The sequence below is a fragment of the Paenibacillus sp. LHD-38 genome, from assembly GCF_031157315.1.
Classification (GTDB): Bacteria; Bacillota; Bacilli; order Paenibacillales; family Paenibacillaceae; genus Pristimantibacillus.
Genome location: NZ_JAVIFU010000004.1, coordinates 129755 through 149011, shown reverse-complemented (window position 1 = coordinate 149011; position 19257 = coordinate 129755). Strand labels below are relative to the sequence as shown.

The following is a 19257-nucleotide window of genomic DNA, read 5'->3' as shown; positions in this document are numbered from 1 at the left end:
CCTACCTGTATACTATGAATTTATGTTAAAACCATAATAGCATCACTGTTCTTCACCTGTCAATCACTTAGAGGCAGGTTAGGCAGCTTCCTGATGATCTCATCAAAAGCTTGATCCAAATTGGCCGCGGTCACGGTCATTCTTACTTGTTCATACTGATCCGTCGCATATTGGTATCGCGAGTCGTAGTAATGCAGCAGCAACAGTTTAGCAGCATCATTAAACCTGTCTTCCTGCAACGAACTGCGGATTTCAGCGGCAATGGGCGTATGGATGCGCTTCTCAATCCGTTCGAAAGAGCGCATAAACTCTTCTTTATTCTCCTGCGGCTTGTAATCGTTTATAATATTCAAAACTCTTTGCTCGTCCGGAATTTCAATAAATATCGCTGTCCCTTTTTCTTTTGCTTTTATCAGAAACTCAGGCAATACCGCTTTCCCCACACGTTTACTTTCCGCTTCCAGGATTAAATAGGGCGCATTTCTCAATCGGATAAGTTCATGAACTAATCGTGATTCAAACGTTTTTTGATTACTTGGCGTTTTTCCAATATGACCAAAAATCGAACCTCGGTGCTCTGCCATCCATTCAAGATTAATAACAGGGTAACCCCGTTCTTGTAAACGGATTAGCAGCTCTGTCTTTCCTGTTCCGGTATACCCGTTAATGACATAACAGGGAGGCAGCTCCGTATAGCCTTCCAATGTCTCGACAACCCATCTGCGATAAGCGCGAAAACCTCCGTTTAGGCGGTACATCTTTAAACCCATGAGCGATGCGAGAGTCGCTGATGTTCGGCTCCTCATTCCTCCGCGCCAGCAAAACACAATTTTGTGCGGGAAGCTATTTCCCGCAATTGTCCTGATAAAATCAGGCAGCTTGCGCGATACGATTTCCAGTCCTCTGTCTTTGGCCGCATCCACGCTTTCTTGCTTGTATAACGTGCCTACCTCTGCTCTCTCGGCATCGTCAAAAAGCGGAATGTTTATGCTGCCCGGAATCGTAGATTCCGCAAATTCAGACTGCGAGCGGACATCAATTAACTGAGCTTCTCCTTTTTTATGAAGCTCGAGGAGTTCAGCTACTGTCAGATCCTGAAACATGTCGTATACAGCTCCTTTAATGTAGTTCTAGGAAGTTACAATGATTTGTCCAGGATATTCGGCAGTAACTTCACCAATGAGATGCGCGTCCACACCGGCAGCGCGCAGCTTGTCCAGCAGTGTCTCCGCCTGCACCGAGTCAACTGAAATCAGCAAGCCGCCCGATGTAACTGCGTCACAAAGTATCCATTGGTCAATTTGATCAAGGTCTTCGGAGAATGAAATCGAACCTTCGAGATGTGCATAGTTATTTTTTGTACCGCCTGGCACGAAGCCCGCTTCTGCTAATTCACGAACGCGCGGCAGCACTGGCACTCTTTTTTGGAACATATGAATGCCGACATGGCTGCCCTTAGCCATTTCAGAAGCATGGCCCAGAAGGCCAAAACCGGTTACATCTGTGCATGCATGAACGTCAAAAGGTTCCATCGTCTCAGCAGCTGTTTTGTTCAATGTGGCCATTACCTCAATAACCCGGTTAATCTCTTCATCAGTTAACTGATCTTTTTTGATGGATGTCGTGAGAATGCCTACTCCGATCGGCTTGGTTAGAATCAGCTTGTCACCGGGTTTTGCTCCTGCGTTTGTCCGCACTCTACCAGGATGAACAAGTCCTGTAACCGCAAGCCCGAATTTCGGCTCTTTGTCATCAATGGAATGTCCGCCGACAAGTGTTGCTCCCGCTTCTTTCACTTTATCCGCAGCGCCACGTAGAATATCGGTCAAAACCTGCTTTGGGAGCGTGCTTATCGGAAAAGCAACGATGTTTAGTACAGTGAGCGGTTTGCCTCCCATTGCGTAGATATCGCTGATCGCGTTCGCTGCCGCAACTTGGCCGAAAGAGTACGGATCATCTACAATCGGGGTAAAAAAATCAAGCGTCTGCACAAGAGCAAGCTCATCATTCAGCTTGTATACACCGGCATCATCGCTTGTATCCAGCCCAACTAGCAAATTAGGATTCGGTTCCGAAATTGGAAGGTTCCGAAGCACCTCAGAGAGATCGGCAGGTCCGATTTTACAACCACAGCCCCCCTTGCTTGAAAGACTTGTCAATTTGATCCTATTGTCTTGTGACATGCATATCATTTCCCTTCTAGCTTAAATTGTAAACGCCATCCTTCTCGTCCGGCGGATAGATCAAATGCATCTCTGCGCTGCCTAATTGATCCGGTGTACCGTCAAACGTTATGCGCCCTGCTGTTATACCGATTATTCTTGTCGCGTATGCTCGCGCTATGGATACATCATGCAGATTGAGCATGATTGTCATCCCCCGCTCTAGATGCAGCCTTGCGATGTACGTCATGATCCTCTCCGCCGTGACTGTATCCAGACTTGAAATAGGCTCGTCGCCCAGTAGAAAAGTGGGCTGCTGCATCAACACGCGAGCGATAGCCACGCGCTGCTTTTCCCCGCCGCTCAAACTATCCACTCGCCGTTTTGCCAAATCCTCGAGTCCTACCTCCAGAAGCGCTGAAAGCGCATCTTTCCGATCCTGCTTTGAATACATGCCCGTAAGGCTGCGCCACCTTGGCATATCCGCAAACCGGCCAGCGATAACGTTTGTCACTACAGACAGTCTTGGCAGCAGATTAAAATGTTGAAATATCATTCCAATCTCACTGCGGATGCTTCGTAAATCACTCGCGTTCATTCCCGTTATTGAACGATCATCCCATAAGATCTCACCGGCATCCGGCTCGACAAGTCTATTAATAGAGCGAATCAACGTCGATTTCCCTGCCCCGCTGCGGCCAAGCACAGCTACAAATTCCCCTGGCATAATACGCAAATCAACTGAATCTAAGGCTGATGTCTTCTCTCCCCTATACCGTTTACTAATTCCTTTTAGTTCAAGCAAATTATTTCACCCGCTTTCGGATCATTGCGCCGAGGTAATCCACGGCCGTGACCAGAATCATAATTAGCAGAACCTCAAAAGTCACCTTTTGATACATGAATTGCTTGAAATCGTTATAGATCAATTGGCCTAGCCCGCCAGCTCCGACAATACCCAGAATCAAGGTCGTTCGAATCGCCACCTCAAGCCGATAAAAATATTGAGATAAGATGAGCGGAACCATCTGTGGAATAATACCATAAACCGCCACAAGAAGCCTTGTGCCGCCAAGTGCTTTCATGGCTTCCTGCGGTCCATCATCCATTGCTTCGATCGTTTCGGATATTAATTTTCCAAACACGCCGACATTGTGGATGATCAGTGCCATGACTGCAGGCATCGGGCCGAGCCCTAACGTCGGAATAAAGATCAGAGCCAATACAAGTTCCGGAATTGAGCGTAAGAAATTAAACAGGAATCGTGTGGAATCATACAACCATCGATACGGCGCCCAATTCACTGCCGCTAGAAAACTCAAAGGAAAAGTAATCAGTACAGCAGCAAGCGTGCTGAAAACAGCAATTTCCAGCGTGTCAAGCATCGCTTTCAACGCTATCCGCCAATCCGATAAATCAATCGGGAACCAATGCTCCGCGATAAAGCGAAACGAATTTCCGAGATCGCCGAACGATCCCGCTGAAAAATCAACTCCCGCTCCTGACCATAGGAGCAGAGCGACAACTACCGCGACAATAACCGTTTTTTTCACTTTTATTCCCTTGGCTTGATTCGTCCGTCATCTATTGCGGCTTGCCGGATTGACGCATAGTCCTCATTACTCGCTTTTGTAAATCCGCTTGCTCCACCGAAAGCATTTAAAATATCGGCATCCGTAATTGCGAGCATCGTTTCCCGAATGATTTCAATATCGGCATCGGTCATGCTGTCTACTACAGCCCATGGGTATTGGAAAAGTTCTTCCGACTGCCAAATGGTTTTAATTTGTTCTCCGTCGATCTTCCCCTGCTTAACCAAGTTGTTGTAGTAGGCGCTGTCTATAGCTCCTACATCCTGCTGCTTATTTTGGATAGCAAGCGCGGTTGCCGTATGGTCCCCTGTATAGGTAATGCTTTTAAAAGCATGCTCCTGCTGGGATTTGAACACGCCGGTTTTTTTAAGAGCTATGCCAGGAATAAGACTGCCCGATGTCGAGCTAATGTCGCCAAATGCAAAACGGATATTTTTCGCGTTGTTTACGACATCATCGAGTGAGTTGTAAGCAGAATCCGCAGGCGCAATCAAATAGGAATAATAAAATGGCTTTCCGGCAATAAGCTGTGTCACAATCGCCTTGACGTCATACCGCTCATGGGCTTCCACATACGTAAGCGGGCCCAGATATGACATTTGCACCTTACCGGCACCCATCGCTTCCACTACACCGTTATAGTCCGGATATACCTCAGCGTGTACTTTATACCCCAGCTTCTCTGTCAATAGGCTGGCGAGCTTGTCCGCACCGAGCTCCATCTGATTGCTTCCTTGAGCCGGAATAACACCGATGAGCATTTCTGCGTGTTTCTCACTATTCTCGGTTTGATTTGCCGACGTGCCCCCATCCCTCTTCTCCGTATGACTGCAAGCCGCCATAAGCATGCAAGAGATCAGCAGACATGTTAATACCAAAAAGGATTGTCTTCTTTGGAACATTTCTCTTTTCTCCTCCTAAGTACAAATTTCTAGTCAATATCTGAGCCTAACACAATTTCTGTCGTAAAAGAAGGAAAGAGCTTCTAGCTAGCCCCCTAATTCGATGCCGCAATATAAGAATACCATCAATATTCTGGAGTGTTCCCGGGAACTACTAAAGGTATCAAAATGATTCGAGGAGGTACTCCCATGCCTTTATGGATTGAATGGATGAAGGAGAATTGGCTTTCCCTAATGCTAATCTTAGGGATCGTCATTGCAATCGCTTATGTGATTGCCAAGCGCAAACTGCTTTTCTATAAAGAATGACGATCAGAGCGGCGCAAATGAATGAGGCTGGAATCTACTCCTCATGCATAAGCGGCACTCGAATCGTCACGATCGTACCTGCTCCACGTTCGCTGTCAATCGTAAGCTGACCGCCGTGGAGCTCAATTATTTCTTTGCAGATTGCGAGTCCGAGTCCCGAACCGCCTTGTCCTGTATTGGCCTTATAAAACTTTTCCGTAACATGCGGCAAATCTTCCGCTTCAATCCCGCAGCCGGTATCCGATACGGTGAGCATCGCGACATCCTGCTCCGCATTCGTAACTACGCGGATCGTACCGCCCGCCGGCGTAAATTTAAGCGCATTGTCGATCAAATTAATAATCACCTGCTTCAAACGGTTCGCATCTCCGCGAACGACAATCGGGCTCTTCCCGTAGGTGGCAAGAATCCGTACGCGGGTATGCTCCTCACGCACCGCAAGTTGATTGACCGTCTCCTTCACCGGGCCGTTGAAATCGAGCACTTCGCTGTGCAGCTCCATCGTTCGCGCCGACAGCTTCGAGAAATCGAGCAGATCCTCGACAAGACCCGATAAACGCTCAGTCTCTTTGCTAATAATAGATAAGCCCAGCTTAACTTCTTCGTCATCCTCTGTAGGCTCGCTTTCCTTCAACGTCTCGCTCCAGCCCTTTATCGACGTTAACGGCGTGCGCAGCTCATGGGATATGGATGAAATAAAATCATCCTTCAGCTTCTCGCGCTTGCTAAGCTCCATAACCATGACATTAAACGTTTCTGCAAGCTGACCGATTTCATCGTCATTTCGCTGAATGGCTCGGCGCGTCCAATCTCCTTCCGCCATATAGCGGGCCGCTCTCGTTAGCTCGCGAATCGGCTTGACGATTCGCTGTGCCAGAAACAAGCTTAGGCCAAGAAACAGCAGCACAACCCCGATACCGACTGCAGCAGCCATTCGAATAAGCAGGCTTACCATCGCATCCACCTGTCCAAGCGAAGCCGAGTACCGAAGCATCGACACGACGCGCGTTTCATTCCAGAGCGGAATGGTCACGGACATCACGCGCTCGCCATAATACGGATCGACGCCTCTCCAGCTTCCGGTAGCTCCTGCGATTGCAGATTTTACGTCTGCCGTCGTATAACGGATATCCGGCGCGAAGCCGTCGGAGTCGATACGGATTTGGCCCGTGCTATCAAGCAGCTGGAGCCTCGTTCCGCTCTCCACCATGTATTGCAGCATATAATCGCCTTGGTCCTGCACCGTAAGGGAGGATAGGGAACGGCTGTGCAGCGTTAGCGCGGATTCCGCTCTTTGCTTAACGGAGCTCTGCGCGCTTCCATAATAGTAGTTCCACATCAATGCGGCAAACACGCCGCCGAGTACGCTGACGACAAGCACGATGAGCAGCAAATAGCTCCATACCATGCGCGTTTGTACGCTTTTCATTCGTCGACGCCCCGCTTCCACCGATAGCCGTAGCCCCAAACCGTTTCTATAAAAGCCGGATCAGACGGGTTTTTCTCGATTTTTTGGCGAATTCTCCGTATGTTTACGTCAACCACCTTGAGATCGCCGACGTAGTACCTGCCCCATACCTCAGTCAAAATATGATCGCGGCTGACGCTCTCGCCTACACGCTCCATCAGCAGCCTGACCAGCGTCCATTCCGTTGGCGTCAAAATAATTTCCTGATCGCGCTTCCACAGCTTGCGCTCCGACACAGAAAGGCGAAACGGCAGCACCACCAGCTCTGGATGCATGGTGGCATAGGGAGGATAAGATGACTGCATGGGCGGCTGTGCATGCGGGATTGCTGTCAAGCTGGATCCAGCGGCTTCTTCAAACGCATCGTCAGCTTTATTAACGGAAAGACTCTCGGCAGCTGCGCCTGCCTCGTTCTCATGCACCCGCGCCTGCTCCTGATCCGCCGCCGTATCCGGCTTCATACGCCGATAAAGCGATTTAATGCGCGCAATGAGCTCGCCCGGGCTGAAGGGCTTCTGCACATAATCGTCCGCGCCAAGCTCCAGCCCGTGTATTTTATCTTCTTCCTGCGACTTTGCCGTCAGCATAATGATACCCATGCGCGGATAACGGGCACGCAGCTGCTCGCATACCTCGAATCCGCTGATCGTAGGCAGCATAACGTCCAGAAGCGCAATGTCGATCGGGCCTTCCGTCTCAGCGAGAGCCAACGCCGCTTCTCCCGTCTCTGCTTCCAGGACTTCCATTTCGTTACGCTTCAGGTTAATGCGGACGAAGCCGCGGATGGACTCCTCGTCCTCCAACAATAATATACGCATCGCTCAGGCCACCCGCTTTTCTATCTTAATCGTTTCGAATGGTCAGTGAAGAAGCAAGCTCCGCTTCCACCCCTGCCATTTCGCTAAACGCTTGACGCTCTGCTTCCGGCCACTTCGCCGGGGCTTCCTTTACGAACGAAACCGCAAATATATTGCCGCTGTCCTTCAAGAGCTGCCGATAGGACTTTCCTTGCTGCCTCCACTCCGATTCTACGCTTTCCCACTGCTTCAGCGGTACGGCATATAATGTGGCCAGATCGGACGTCATGTTTAACTTCTCATTCCAATAGTCAATCGCTACGAAAGCATGCGCTTCATTCGAGCTATGCAGCGTGTAGCGGCCTATCCATTGCTCTGGAATCCGCAGCTGTATGCCATAGCGGTAATCCGTAAATTCTTCCGTAATTTTCTCAAAACCCTTTTTGCCGTCCCACTGCATCCATTCGTTCAACCACTTGGACTCGGCATAGGAAATGTCCTCATACCCAGGCGCTTCTCTTGCCCATGACAGCTCCAATATGCCATCCGCATTTATATCCTTGCTCATCGTAGGTGTGCCGCTCAACCCTTCTTGCCCTTTTGCGCCCGTTGGGAAAACGAGCCGAAGCTTGTTTCTCTCCCAAACATACATCGCCGTATAGGTGCTGTGGGCACCGGTCGACGCCTCCAAAATAATCCCTCTATGGCGAGGTGATATCCGTCCAATGATTAAACGGTCATAATTATTAACATCATTATACAGATTTTCCGTGTAGAGTTCCTGCATGCCCCCGTTTTTCCAATTGTAGAGCGTTAAATGATATTCGGGCATAGCCATTTCCTGGCTCGTTCCGATCTCTGAGAGGATCGCAAGCTCCAGACGCCCATCCTCATTGATGTCGCCCGTATCCCCGTAAGAATAAGGCAGCGTCTCCACCGGCTTCAGAATCAGCTTGCCCGTATCGCCCCGTACGGGCTTTGTGTTGAACGAATAAATCTCAAGCACGTTGGGACTGTCGAAAGCTCCGATCCATCCGATCATAATTTCCATATGGCCGTCCTTATCGAGATCCTCGATTTTCAGCCAATCGATAAGCCTAGCAAGCGGCTGCTGCACGAGCACCCATGGCTTCCATTGGCCCGATGTATATTTAAACACCATTAACTCCGGTGAGCTGTATTCATTGTAATAAGAAACGACGGCCTCTTTCGTACCGTCCCCGTCTGCGTCAATTAGACGAATCGCTTCCATATGATCCTCTCGAAGAGGGAGCGTAAGCTTGCTGTAAGCCGGCAGATTCTCTTCGATAGCCTGTACGATCGCTTGCTTTTCCGGCGCAATAGCCGGCTTCTGCAGGAGATCTGCAGGTGCGGCTGTATAACGACAGCCTGTAGCCAAGCATAGGAGGATTAGGATGCCGCAGAGCAAAATGCCCCATCGCATGATTTGTCCTCGTCTATGCTTGGCTCTCGTATAACTTCCGTTATCCAACTTTACAGCCTCCTCGTACCTTTAACCCTGTTAAACCAGTTGATCGGCAGTCACCAATGTGTAGTCCATTTCTACTAAATCATCAATAATGCCCGGTAACGCTTGTACCGTGTTCTTAATATTTTTGCTGCCAAAAGAATGCATTAATATTATACCACCCGGCTTTGCCTCGTTCTTAATCATTTTGCTCATATTAGCTGCGGATGTACCCGCCCAATCACGCGTATCGATGTTCCAGCCCACTAATTCGCGGCTGTTGGCTTTCAATACAAACTTCAGCATATCCGATACGGCGCCGTATGGAGCACGGACCATAGCCGGCGTAAAACCGATTGTTTTTTTGATCACGGCATCGGAGGTTTTGATTTCCTCGATCATTTGCTGCTTGTTCAGCTTAGATAAATCCTTATGGTTGTAAGTATGATTGCCGATTGCATGTCCTTCCTCCGCAATACGCTGGAGCACTTCAGGATTTTTCTTGACCTGCTGTCCGACGACAAAAAATGTTGCTTTTACTTCTTTTTCCTTCAGGATGTCCAAAATATCATTCGTATAACGCTGGTCCGGACCGTCGTCAAACGTCAAGGCAATATATTTCTCACCTTTGCCGGGCTTTACTGCCGGAGCCATTTTATCGGGCTTATCCAGCTCTTCTGCAGAAGTATCCGTTTTGTTCGTCACCGGCGTATCCGGCTTCACTGTGGTCTGCGTGACAGGCTCGCTCGTGGCCGCTGCATCCGGCTTAGGGGTTGGCGTTGCTTCCGGCTTCTCCGCTGCCTGAGCGTCCGGCTGCTCTGTTCCAGCCTGTTCCGGCTCGTTGGTCACTTCTGCTCCTGCATTGTCCGGATCAGCATCCGGCTTATCTGTGACGCTCGAATCTGGCTTCTCTGTGGCTGCCGAATCCGGCTTGTCGTCACCCGGCTGGGCTCCTATGCTGCCTTCATCCTGCGTCTTAGGTGGCTTGCCTGTCAGATTGCCCTGGCTGACATCGCTTCCCGAGCTGCCCCCGCCGGTATGGTCAATGATAACAACATCGCCTTCGCCGCTCGAGCCTTCTGCCTGCGGACCCGTCCAAGCGCTGCCTGTCAGCAGCGAATTAATCGTTTGGCTGGCAGAGCATCCGCTAAGCCATACCGTTACTGCCGCAAACATCATCCAAACCAATAGCTTTGGACCATGCCGCTTTGCCTTTTTCATCTCATTCACCTTCTACTCCTCGCTGATAGATTCATTGTAACGCTGGAGCAGATTGATAGAGTTACAAATTAGTAACACCTTTCGTGCAAATCTGACATAATTGGGCATAAAAAAAGAGCCTGACAGCTATAGCTGTCGGGCCCCGCACGCAAAAAAACCAATGCCCCGCGCTGCTCTAGGTGAGCATCGCGGGGCATTGGCCTTCATTCAATGATGGACTTAAACCAGCGCTTTTGCGGCAATGTCCGTACGGTTTTGCTTGCCTTCGAAGTCGATGACGCTAACCGCTTCGTATGCGCGGGCACGAGCCTCAGCAATGTCGCGACCGCGTCCGACGATACCCAGCACGCGTCCGCCGTTCGTTACGAACTGACCGTCCTTCTCGGCTGTACCTGCATGGAACACCAATGCGCCCTGTGCTTCCGCCTCTGCAAGACCGCTAATGACACGGCCTTTCGGATATGAAGCGGGATAACCTTCCGATGCTACAACCACGCACACCGCTGCTTCGTCGCTCCACTGGATATCCAGCTGATCGAGGTTGCCGTTAATCGATGCAAGCACGATATCAATCAGATCCGTTTGCAAACGAGGCAATACGACCTGCGTTTCCGGATCGCCCATACGCGCGTTAAACTCGATGGTCTTTGGACCGTCCGGCGTAATCATAAGGCCGGCGAACAATACACCGCGGAACGGGCGCCCTTCGCTAACCATTGCTTTTGCCGTAGGAATAATGATGTTCTGGATGGAATCCTCGATGATGGCTGGATCGATATGCGGCAGCGGCGTATACGTTCCCATGCCGCCTGTATTCGGCCCTTTGTCGCCGTCAAAAATCGGCTTGTGATCCTGTGCGGGCACCATCGCGCGGACGGTTTCGCCGTCAACAAAAGCAAGGATCGACATTTCTTGTCCGACTAGGCATTCCTCGATAACGATTTGCGTGCCGGCTTGGCCAAACACCTTATCGACCATCATTTCGCGCAGCGCCTTTTCGGCTTCTTCAAGCGTTGCGGCAACCGTAACGCCTTTGCCGGCAGCTAGGCCGTCAGCCTTAATAACGATAGGCGCGGACTGCTCGCGAAGGTATGCGGAAGCTGTCTCATAATCGGTAAACGTCTCATACTTCGCCGTTGGAATGTTGTACTTTTTCAGCAGATTTTTCATGAAAATTTTGCTGCCTTCGATTTCCGCCGCGTTTTTGCGAGGACCATATGCTGCGATTCCAGCTGCCTCGAACGCATCTACGATGCCATCCGCAAGCGGGTCATCCGGACCTACAAACACAAGACCAATCGCTGCATCCTTTGCAAAACGGATCAGCTCGTCAAACTCGCTGACCGCAATCGGCACCACTTCTGCAAGCTGCGCAATGCCGGCATTGCCCGGCGCACAAAAAATTTCTTTTACCTTCTCGCTTTTCTTAAGCGCCCATACGATTGCGTGCTCGCGTCCGCCGCCGCCCACTACCAAAATACGCATAATCGTTAACCTCCTAAATAACTATACAAGCGTAAACGGCTGTCGCCGTCCTTTATACATTCTTATATTTTAAAACAGCTGCAGCCGCCGCCCTCGCCAGCTCTCTGTCGTTAACGTGCGGCTGCCTATTGCTCGTTTAGTGTTTAAAGTGACGCACGCTTGTAAACACCATAGCGATGTTGTTCGCGTTAGCCGCTGCGATGGACTCTTCGTCCTTGATTGAGCCGCCTGGCTGAATGATTGCGGTAATACCCGCTTTTGCCGCAAGCTCAACCGTGTCTCCCATTGGGAAGAATGCATCCGAAGCAAGAGCTGCGCCTTTTGCCGCCTCGCCCGCTTGCTCAATCGCGATACGAGCCGCGCCAACGCGGTTCATTTGGCCTGCGCCAACGCCGATCGTCATATCATCCTTCGCAAGCAAAATCGCGTTCGATTTCACATGCTTCACGACTTTCCAGCCAAATAGAAGCTGCTTCAGCTCTTCTGCTGTTGGTTTGCGGTCCGTTACGAACTTCAGATCCGCTTCCGTTATGCCGTGTACGTCGCTCTCTTGCACGAGCATGCCGCCGTCAACCGATGTAACAAGCCATTCCGGCTTGCGCTCGCCAGCCGCAGTAAGCTCGCCCAGCTTCATCAAGCGGATGTTTTTCTTTTTCGTCAAAATTTCAAGCGCCTCTGGCGTGAAGTCAGGAGCGATGATAATTTCAAGGAAAATACCGCCAAGCAGCTCAGCCGTGTCGGCACCAATCGTACGGTTAGCCGCGACGATACCGCCGAAGATCGAGGTTGGATCCGCTGCGTATGCTTTTTGATAGGCTTCGTGAATGGTTGCCCCGATGCCTACGCCGCAAGGGTTCATATGCTTAACGGCCACAACAGCCGGCTCGTCGAACTCTTTCAGAATAGCAAGCGCCGCGTTTGCGTCGCTGATGTTGTTGTAAGAAAGCTCTTTGCCGTGAAGCTGCTCGGCAGTCGTAACGTTGCCTGCCGCAGCAAGCGGCTTGCTGTAGAAAGCAGCCTTCTGATGCGGGTTCTCGCCGTAGCGCAGATCCTGTACTTTCTCGTAAGTTACCGTATACGTCTCAGGCAATGACTCGCCCACTTGCTTGGTCAGGTAATCGGAAATAAGGGAATCATAAGCCGCTGTATGGCGGAACACTTTGGCAGTCAGGCGTTTGCGCGTCTCAAGCGTCGTATCGCCTTGTGCTTTCAATTCTTCAATAACCGTGCCATAGTCGGCAGTATCAACTACAACGGTTACGAATGCGTGGTTTTTGGCAGCAGAGCGAAGCATAGTCGGGCCGCCGATATCGATGTTTTCGATCGCATCTTCATAGGAAACATCAGGCTTAGCGATCGTTTCTTTGAACGGATATAAATTAACGACAACAAGGTCGATATAATCCAGACCAAGCTCCTTCATCGTTTTCTGATGCTCTTCATTGTCACGCACCGCAAGCAAACCGCTATGTACGGCCGGGTGAAGTGTTTTGACACGACCATCCAAAACCTCCGGAAAGCCCGTTACATCGGAAATACCGATAACCGGAATGCCTTCCTGCTGCAACAGACTGAATGTACCGCCCGTCGAAATGATTTGCACGCCTTGGCTTGCCAAGTCTCTGGAAAATTCCACGATTCCCGTTTTGTCGGAAACACTGATTAACGCTCTACGAATTGCCACGCAAATACCTCCTCATCTATTTGACCAAACCTTTGCTTATCCGAAAATAGTGCCTTAAGCTCGCTAGCCGCTTATTCTCACATGACGGCCATCGAGCGAAACGCGCCCCTGCGCGATCTGCTGGATGACAACCGGCAGCAGCGCTTGCTCCGCTGCGTGGATGCGCTCTGCGAGCGTTTCTTCCGTATCTACATCCGTCACTTCAACCACGCACTGCGCGATAATCGGCCCGCTGTCCATGCCCCCGTCCACATAATGGACGGTTACGCCGGTCAGCTTCACGCCGTATGCCAGCGCTTGCCCGATGCCGTTCACGCCGGGGAAGGCCGGCAGCAATGCCGGATGAATATTAATCATCCTGCCGTAGAACGGCTCAACGAGCACCGATGTGATAATGCGCATGTAGCCCGCCAGCACGATCAATTCTACGCCGCGGCGCGCAAGCTCAGCGATAATCTCCGTCTCATAGGCCTCACGGGACGGATACTCCTTCGGCGTGAACAGGAACGTGTCCACGCCAGCCTTCCGCGCTCGCTCCACTACGGGAGCGGCAGGCTTGTCACAAACAAGAAGCTCGATGGTTACATCGAGCTTCCCCTCCTGCACCGCATCCACAATCGCTTGGAAATTCGAACCTTGTCCCGAAGCGAAAACAGCGATGCGAAGTGCTCCCATTATACGTCCGCTCCCGTAAACGTTACGATGCGGCTTCCTTCCGTAACCGTTCCGATACGGTAAGCCTGCTCTCCAAGCTCGTTAGCAATGCGAAGTGCTTCATTTGCTTGATCAGCTGGTACAACAACCACTAAGCCGATACCCATATTGAAAGTCGTGAACATATCACGATTCGTAATGCTGCCTTTATTTTGCATCAAATCGAAGATTGGCAAAATCGGCCATGAGCCGAATTCCACGTCAACGTTCACGCCGTCCGGCAGAACCCGCGGGATATTCTCGATAAAGCCGCCGCCCGTAATATGCGCCATGCCCTTTACTTTTACTTGCTCAACCAGCTTAAGCGCCGATTTCACGTAGATGCGGGTTGGCTCGATCAGCACGTCGCCAAGCTTCGCGCCCCCAAGCTCTTCAAGCTCTTGATCAAGCTTGTATCCAGCATCCTCAAGCAGCAAACGGCGAACGAGCGAGAAGCCATTGCTGTGAATACCGCTTGAAGCGAAGCCGATAACCGCGTCGCCCGCAGCGATAGTTGATCCGTCGATCATTTTCTTCTTGTCAACAATACCGACCGTAAAGCCTGCAATATCGTATTCTCCGCCTTGGTACATACCCGGCATTTCAGCCGTTTCGCCGCCGATCAAAGAACAGCCCGCTTGCACGCAGCCTTCAGCGATACCTTTGACGATCGCTTCGATTTTCTCCGGCACGACTTTGTCGCATGCCAAGTAATCGAGGAAGAACAACGGCTCCGCGCCTTGTACGATGATATCGTTCACGCACATTGCCACGGCATCGATGCCGATCGTGTCATGCTTGTCCATGGCAAAAGCAAGCTTCAGCTTCGTTCCGACGCCATCCGTTCCAGACACGAGCACAGGCTCATCATACTTGTCCTTGTTTAGGCTGAACAGACCGCCAAAGCCGCCAAGCTCTGCCAGCACCTCAGGGCGGTAAGTCCGCTTTACGTGCTTCTTCATCCGTTCAACCGCTTCGTTGCCTGCCGCGATATCGACGCCGGCTTTTTTGTACGCTTCTGACACTCTCGGTCAACTCCTTAACTAATTTAGGAGCAGCAATCACTCCATGGGGTTAATCATTTACGCTATTAACAGCTGCAGCTTTTGTCCGATTCTTCGTTAACCGGCGTTGGGTAATCGTTATCGAAGCAAGCGAGACACATGCCGCGATTATACGCTCCGTCATTGCCGCCAACCGATTCTACAAAGCCCTCGTCGCTTAAAAAGGATAAAGAATCCGCATTGATCTGTTTCCGTATTTCTTCTACCGTACGGTAAGAAGCGATAAGCTCCTTGCGGTCCGGCGTGTCGATGCCGTAATAGCAAGGGTTTTTGAAAGGCGGCGATGTAATCCGCACATGCACCTCCGTCGCTCCTGCTTCGCGAAGCAGGTTAACGATCCGAAGTGACGTTGTGCCGCGCACGATGGAATCGTCAATCATGACGACGCGTTTGCCTTCAACCACTTTACGGACAGCGGACAGTTTCATTTTGACACCCTTCTCGCGAAGCTCTTGGGAAGGCTGGATGAACGTCCGGCCGGTATATTTGTTTTTAATAAGTCCAAGCTCGTAAGGGATGCCCGTTTGCTCTGCATAACCGATCGCAGCCGAGATACTCGAATCGGGAACACCCGTTACGATATCTGCGTCCACGAACGATTCCGTTGCAAGCTGGCGGCCCATCCGTTTGCGCGCCGAGTGAATGTTAATCCCGTTAATATCACTGTCAGGGCGGGCAAAATAAATGTATTCCATCGCACAGGTTGCACGGCGGTCAACTTTGGCGTAACGATCCTCGCGCATGCCGTTAGCATCCAAAATAAGCAGCTCACCTGGCTGAACATCGCGCTCATAAACCGCACCGATCGTCTCGAATGCGCATGACTCCGAAGAGAATACGTATCCATCGCCGATGCGGCCCATAACGAGCGGACGCAGGCCATGCGGATCAGAAGCAACCAGCAGCTTGTCATTGGTCATGATCAAGAATGCAAAGCCGCCGACAATGCGCTGCAAAGCCTCTTTCGCTGCCGTTTCAAAATCCTTCGACGAGCGAGCGATCAGATGGGCGATAACTTCCGTATCGCTGGACGTTTGGAAGATCGAGCCTGACATCTCCAGCTCATGGCGGATCTCAGGCGCGTTCACGATATTGCCGTTCGTAGCAACCGCAAGGTCGCCGTCCCGATAACGGAAAATAAGCGGCTGCGCATTGGCAAGCTTGCTCTCTCCCGCTGTCGAATAACGAACATGGCCTATCGAACGGTCGCCGGCCAGTATATCGAGCTTTTCTTTATCGAATACTTCTTTTACTAGACCCATGCCGCGGTGGTAAGCGAATTTGTTGCCGTTATTCGTATCTACCGTACAAATTCCCGCGCTTTCCTCGCCGCGATGCTGAAGCGCATGAAGTCCATAATAGGATAGGTTGGACGCTTCGGGGAGATTAAATACCCCGAAAACGCCGCATTCCTCACGCAATTTGTCAAAAATATCGTCACGGCCAATGCCTTCGTTATAGTGGTCTCCCGTCCATAACAAGGGCTCCTGTCTTATTTTTTCATCAGACATGGAATCGCATCCTTCCAGACCTTCTCCAGTTGTTTTACCGGCGCCTGAATGCCGGCTTTTCCGTTTACGCTTATGGTCAGGCCGCTGCCTTTAACAGTACCGATTTGTGCATGTACAACGCCTTGTTCGGAAAGCAATGCTTGCAATGCCGCAGCTTGCTCCGGTTTAGCCGAAAGCAGGATACGGGATTGCGATTCGCTGAACAAGAGATGGTCAGCGCGCAGCTCCGATGTCAAGGCAACTTCAGCGCCAAGGCGACCGCTTATGCAGGATTCCGCAACAGCAACCGCAATACCGCCTTCGGACAAGTCATGCGCCGAGGCTACAAGACCTTTTTGAATAGCGCCAAGCACGGCATCAAGAACCTTCTTCTCCGTTGCAAGGTCAATTTCAGGAGGACGGCCGGCAGCAGCGCCTTGCATTACGTACTGCAGCTCGCTTCCGCCCAGTTCCGCTTTCGTTTCGCCGACAAGAATGATTACGTCGCCTTCTGCTTTGAAGCCTTGTGTCGTGATGTGGTCGATGTCATGTACGAGACCAACCATGCCGATTACCGGCGTCGGGTAAATAGCGCCCTTCGCGTTCTCGTTGTACAAGCTTACATTACCGCCGATTACCGGCGTATTAAGCACGACGCAAGCCTCAGACATACCGTCTGCGGATTTCTCAAGCTGCCAGAACACCTCTGGCTTCTCCGGGTTACCGAAGTTAAGGTTATCCGTAACGGCAAGCGGCTCTGCGCCCGAGCAAACGATGTTACGCGCTGCTTCCGCAACGGCAATGCGTCCGCCCACTTCCGGATCTAGATATACGTAACGTCCGTTACAGTCCGTTGTCATCGCAAGCGCCTTGCGCGTGCCGCGAATCGTTACGACTGCCGCATCGGAGCCCGGTTGAACAGCTGTCGATGTACGAACCATGTAGTCATATTGATTATAAACCCACTCTTTGCTCGCTACGGTAGGGGAAGCAAGAACCTTCTCCAGCGCGCCGGTCAAATCGGTTACTTCTTCGTAAGCTGCTGTGTCTATTGCAGCATTTTCGCTGTAGTAAGCAGGCTCTTTCGATGGTTTGTCGTATACAGGGCACTCGTCAACGAGCGCTTTAACCGGCATATCGGCAACCTCTTGGCCTTGGTGGAACAAACGAAGACGTCCGTCATCTGTTACTTTACCTACTTTGGCGCAAATAATGCCCCAACGGTCAAAAATTTCTTTCGCCTGCGCTTCATGCTGCGGCTCTACGACGAAGAGCATACGCTCTTGCGACTCGGAAAGCATCATCTCATAAGGCGTCATGCCTGTTTCGCGCTGCGGCACCTCATCAAGGTAAAGCTCAAGGCCGTTACCCGCTTTGGAAGCCATCTCCGCGCTGGAGCATGTAAGGCCCGCTGCTCCCATATCTTGAATACCAAGCACGATACCGGAATCGATCAGCTCAAGCGTCGCTTCCATAACCAGCTTCTCCATAAACGGATCGCCGACTTGTACCGCTGTACGTTTTTCTTCGGATTCCTCGGAAAGTTCTACGGAAGCAAAAGTTGCGCCGTGAATACCGTCGCGGCCTGTAGCAGGACCCACGTAGAATACCGGGTTGCCTACCCCTTTAGCGACACCGCGCTGAATTTTATCATGATCGATTAGACCCACGCACATCGCGTTAACGAGCGGATTGCCCTCGTAGCTCTCATCGAACATAACCTCGCCAGCAACTGTCGGAATACCGATACAGTTACCGTAGCCGGCAATACCGCTAACCACATGCTCAAACAAATATTTAACGCGCTCATTCTCAAGGCGACCGAAGCGCAGGCTGTTCAGCAAGGCAATCGGACGAGCTCCCATGGAGAAAATGTCGCGGATAATGCCGCCAACGCCAGTTGCAGCGCCTTGGAAAGGCTCAACCGCCGATGGATGGTTATGCGATTCGATTTTGAATACTACCGCTTGGTTGTCGCCGATATCGACGATACCCGCGCCTTCGCCTGGTCCCATTAGAACGCGAGGTCCGGTAATCGGGAATTTTTTCAGGATCGGCTTGGAGTTTTTGTAAGAGCAGTGCTCTGACCACATGACGCTGAAAACGCCGATTTCCGTATAGTTAGGCTGACGGCCAAGAAAACCGCAAATCAGCTCAAACTCATAATCGGATACGCCAAACTGGCTGTAAATCTTTTGCTCGGCAATTTGCTCCGCTGTCGGTTCCTTAGCTGTTAACTGCTGCGCCATGTTGTTCCCTCCATGCATTCAAAATCGATGTAAACATCCGTTTGCCGTCTTCCGAGCCAAGCAATTGATCAATCGCGCGCTCTGGATGAGGCATCATTCCTACTACGTTTCCTGCTTTGTTGCTGATACCCGCAATGTTCTCGACCGAACCGTTCGGGTTTGTATCGCCTGCATAGCGGAATACGATTTGATTGTTTGCTTTGAGCTCGGCAAGCGTTGCGTCGTCGCAATAGTAGTTGCCTTCACCGTGGGCGATTGGAATCGTTATAATTTCACCTTGCGAGTATTGGTTAGTAAATGCTGTGCCGCTGTTCACAACTTCAAGCTGCTCTTGCTGGCACACGAACTTCAGTCCGTTGTTGCGGATCAATGCGCCTGGCAGAAGGCCGGCTTCCGTCAAAATCTGGAACCCGTTGCAAATGCCCAGGATAAACTTGCCGGCTTCAGCCGCTTTTTGCACTTCGCCCATAACAGCCGCGAATTGTGCGATGGCGCCGCAGCGCAGGTAGTCGCCGTAAGAGAAACCGCCCGGCACTAGAATTGCGTCATAAGCGGACAAGTCCGTAGCTGTATGCCATACGTAGTCAACCGACTGGCCGATGGTGTCTTCGACGGCTTTGAAGCAGTCGATATCACAGTTGGAGCCAGGAAATACGAGTACCGCAAACTTCAT

The 19257-nt window shown here is 51.1% G+C and carries 16 protein-coding genes; all 16 read right to left on the bottom strand.

What is annotated here, in order from left to right; translation table 11 throughout:
• Positions 1–59: 59 nt before the first annotated feature.
• The 16 genes from mnmH to purQ all read right to left on the bottom strand — a co-directional run bounded on the left by mnmH (position 60) and on the right by purQ (position 19257).
• Positions 60–1103, bottom strand: a complete 1044-nt coding sequence (gene mnmH / locus RCO25_RS05275; protein ID WP_308995086.1) for a tRNA 2-selenouridine(34) synthase MnmH — start codon at positions 1101–1103, stop codon at positions 60–62.
• 27 nt (positions 1104–1130) lie between these two features.
• A complete protein-coding gene (gene selD, locus RCO25_RS05270; protein ID WP_308995085.1) occupies positions 1131–2183 on the bottom strand; it encodes a selenide, water dikinase SelD in 1053 nt (350 codons plus the stop codon).
• A 16-nt stretch (positions 2184–2199) separates the two neighbouring features.
• Positions 2200–2967, bottom strand: coding sequence for a phosphonate ABC transporter ATP-binding protein (gene phnC, locus RCO25_RS05265; protein ID WP_308995084.1), 768 nt, complete (start codon positions 2965–2967; stop codon positions 2200–2202).
• Position 2968: 1 nt separating this feature from the next.
• On the bottom strand, positions 2969–3715 hold the full coding sequence (gene phnE / locus RCO25_RS05260) for a phosphonate ABC transporter, permease protein PhnE (protein WP_308995083.1): 747 nt from the start codon (positions 3713–3715) through the stop codon (positions 2969–2971).
• Between the two features lie 2 nt (positions 3716–3717).
• Positions 3718–4656 carry a phosphate/phosphite/phosphonate ABC transporter substrate-binding protein gene (phnD, locus tag RCO25_RS05255; protein WP_308995082.1) on the bottom strand — a complete coding sequence of 313 codons (939 nt, stop codon included), beginning with the start codon at positions 4654–4656 and terminating at the stop codon, positions 3718–3720.
• A gap of 343 nt (positions 4657–4999) precedes the next feature.
• Entirely contained in the window at positions 5000–6394 is a 1395-nt protein-coding gene (locus RCO25_RS05250) for a sensor histidine kinase (protein WP_308995081.1), read from the bottom strand.
• Positions 6391–7251, bottom strand: a complete 861-nt coding sequence (locus RCO25_RS05245; protein ID WP_308995080.1) for a response regulator transcription factor — start codon at positions 7249–7251, stop codon at positions 6391–6393. Before RCO25_RS05245 ends, RCO25_RS05250 begins: the two co-directional genes overlap by 4 nt.
• A 25-nt stretch (positions 7252–7276) precedes the next feature.
• The gene (locus RCO25_RS05240; protein ID WP_308995079.1) at positions 7277–8722 is read right to left on the bottom strand and encodes a hypothetical protein; all 1446 of its coding nucleotides are present in this window, start codon (positions 8720–8722) and stop codon (positions 7277–7279) included.
• A 30-nt stretch (positions 8723–8752) separates the two neighbouring features.
• On the bottom strand, positions 8753–9919 hold the full coding sequence (locus tag RCO25_RS05235) for a polysaccharide deacetylase family protein (protein ID WP_308995078.1): 1167 nt from the start codon (positions 9917–9919) through the stop codon (positions 8753–8755).
• 219 nt (positions 9920–10138) lie between these two features.
• Positions 10139–11404, bottom strand: a complete 1266-nt coding sequence (gene purD / locus RCO25_RS05230; RefSeq protein WP_308995077.1) for a phosphoribosylamine--glycine ligase — start codon at positions 11402–11404, stop codon at positions 10139–10141.
• A 136-nt stretch (positions 11405–11540) separates the two neighbouring features.
• Positions 11541–13088: a bifunctional phosphoribosylaminoimidazolecarboxamide formyltransferase/IMP cyclohydrolase gene (gene purH / locus RCO25_RS05225; RefSeq protein WP_308995076.1), complete on the bottom strand. Its 1548-nt coding sequence runs from the start codon at positions 13086–13088 to the stop codon at positions 11541–11543.
• Between the two features lie 63 nt (positions 13089–13151).
• Complete coding sequence (gene purN, locus RCO25_RS05220) at positions 13152–13763, bottom strand: phosphoribosylglycinamide formyltransferase (protein ID WP_308995075.1); 612 nt, start codon at positions 13761–13763, stop codon at positions 13152–13154.
• The gene (gene purM / locus RCO25_RS05215) at positions 13763–14806 is read right to left on the bottom strand and encodes a phosphoribosylformylglycinamidine cyclo-ligase (protein ID WP_308995074.1); all 1044 of its coding nucleotides are present in this window, start codon (positions 14804–14806) and stop codon (positions 13763–13765) included. Before purM ends, purN begins: the two co-directional genes overlap by 1 nt.
• 65 nt (positions 14807–14871) lie before the next feature.
• Positions 14872–16356, bottom strand: coding sequence for an amidophosphoribosyltransferase (purF, locus tag RCO25_RS05210; RefSeq protein ID WP_308995073.1), 1485 nt, complete (start codon positions 16354–16356; stop codon positions 14872–14874).
• Complete coding sequence (gene purL / locus RCO25_RS05205; RefSeq protein ID WP_308995072.1) at positions 16338–18584, bottom strand: phosphoribosylformylglycinamidine synthase subunit PurL; 2247 nt, start codon at positions 18582–18584, stop codon at positions 16338–16340. Before purL ends, purF begins: the two co-directional genes overlap by 19 nt.
• Positions 18562–19257, bottom strand: a complete 696-nt coding sequence (gene purQ, locus RCO25_RS05200; RefSeq protein WP_308995071.1) for a phosphoribosylformylglycinamidine synthase subunit PurQ — start codon at positions 19255–19257, stop codon at positions 18562–18564. Before purQ ends, purL begins: the two co-directional genes overlap by 23 nt.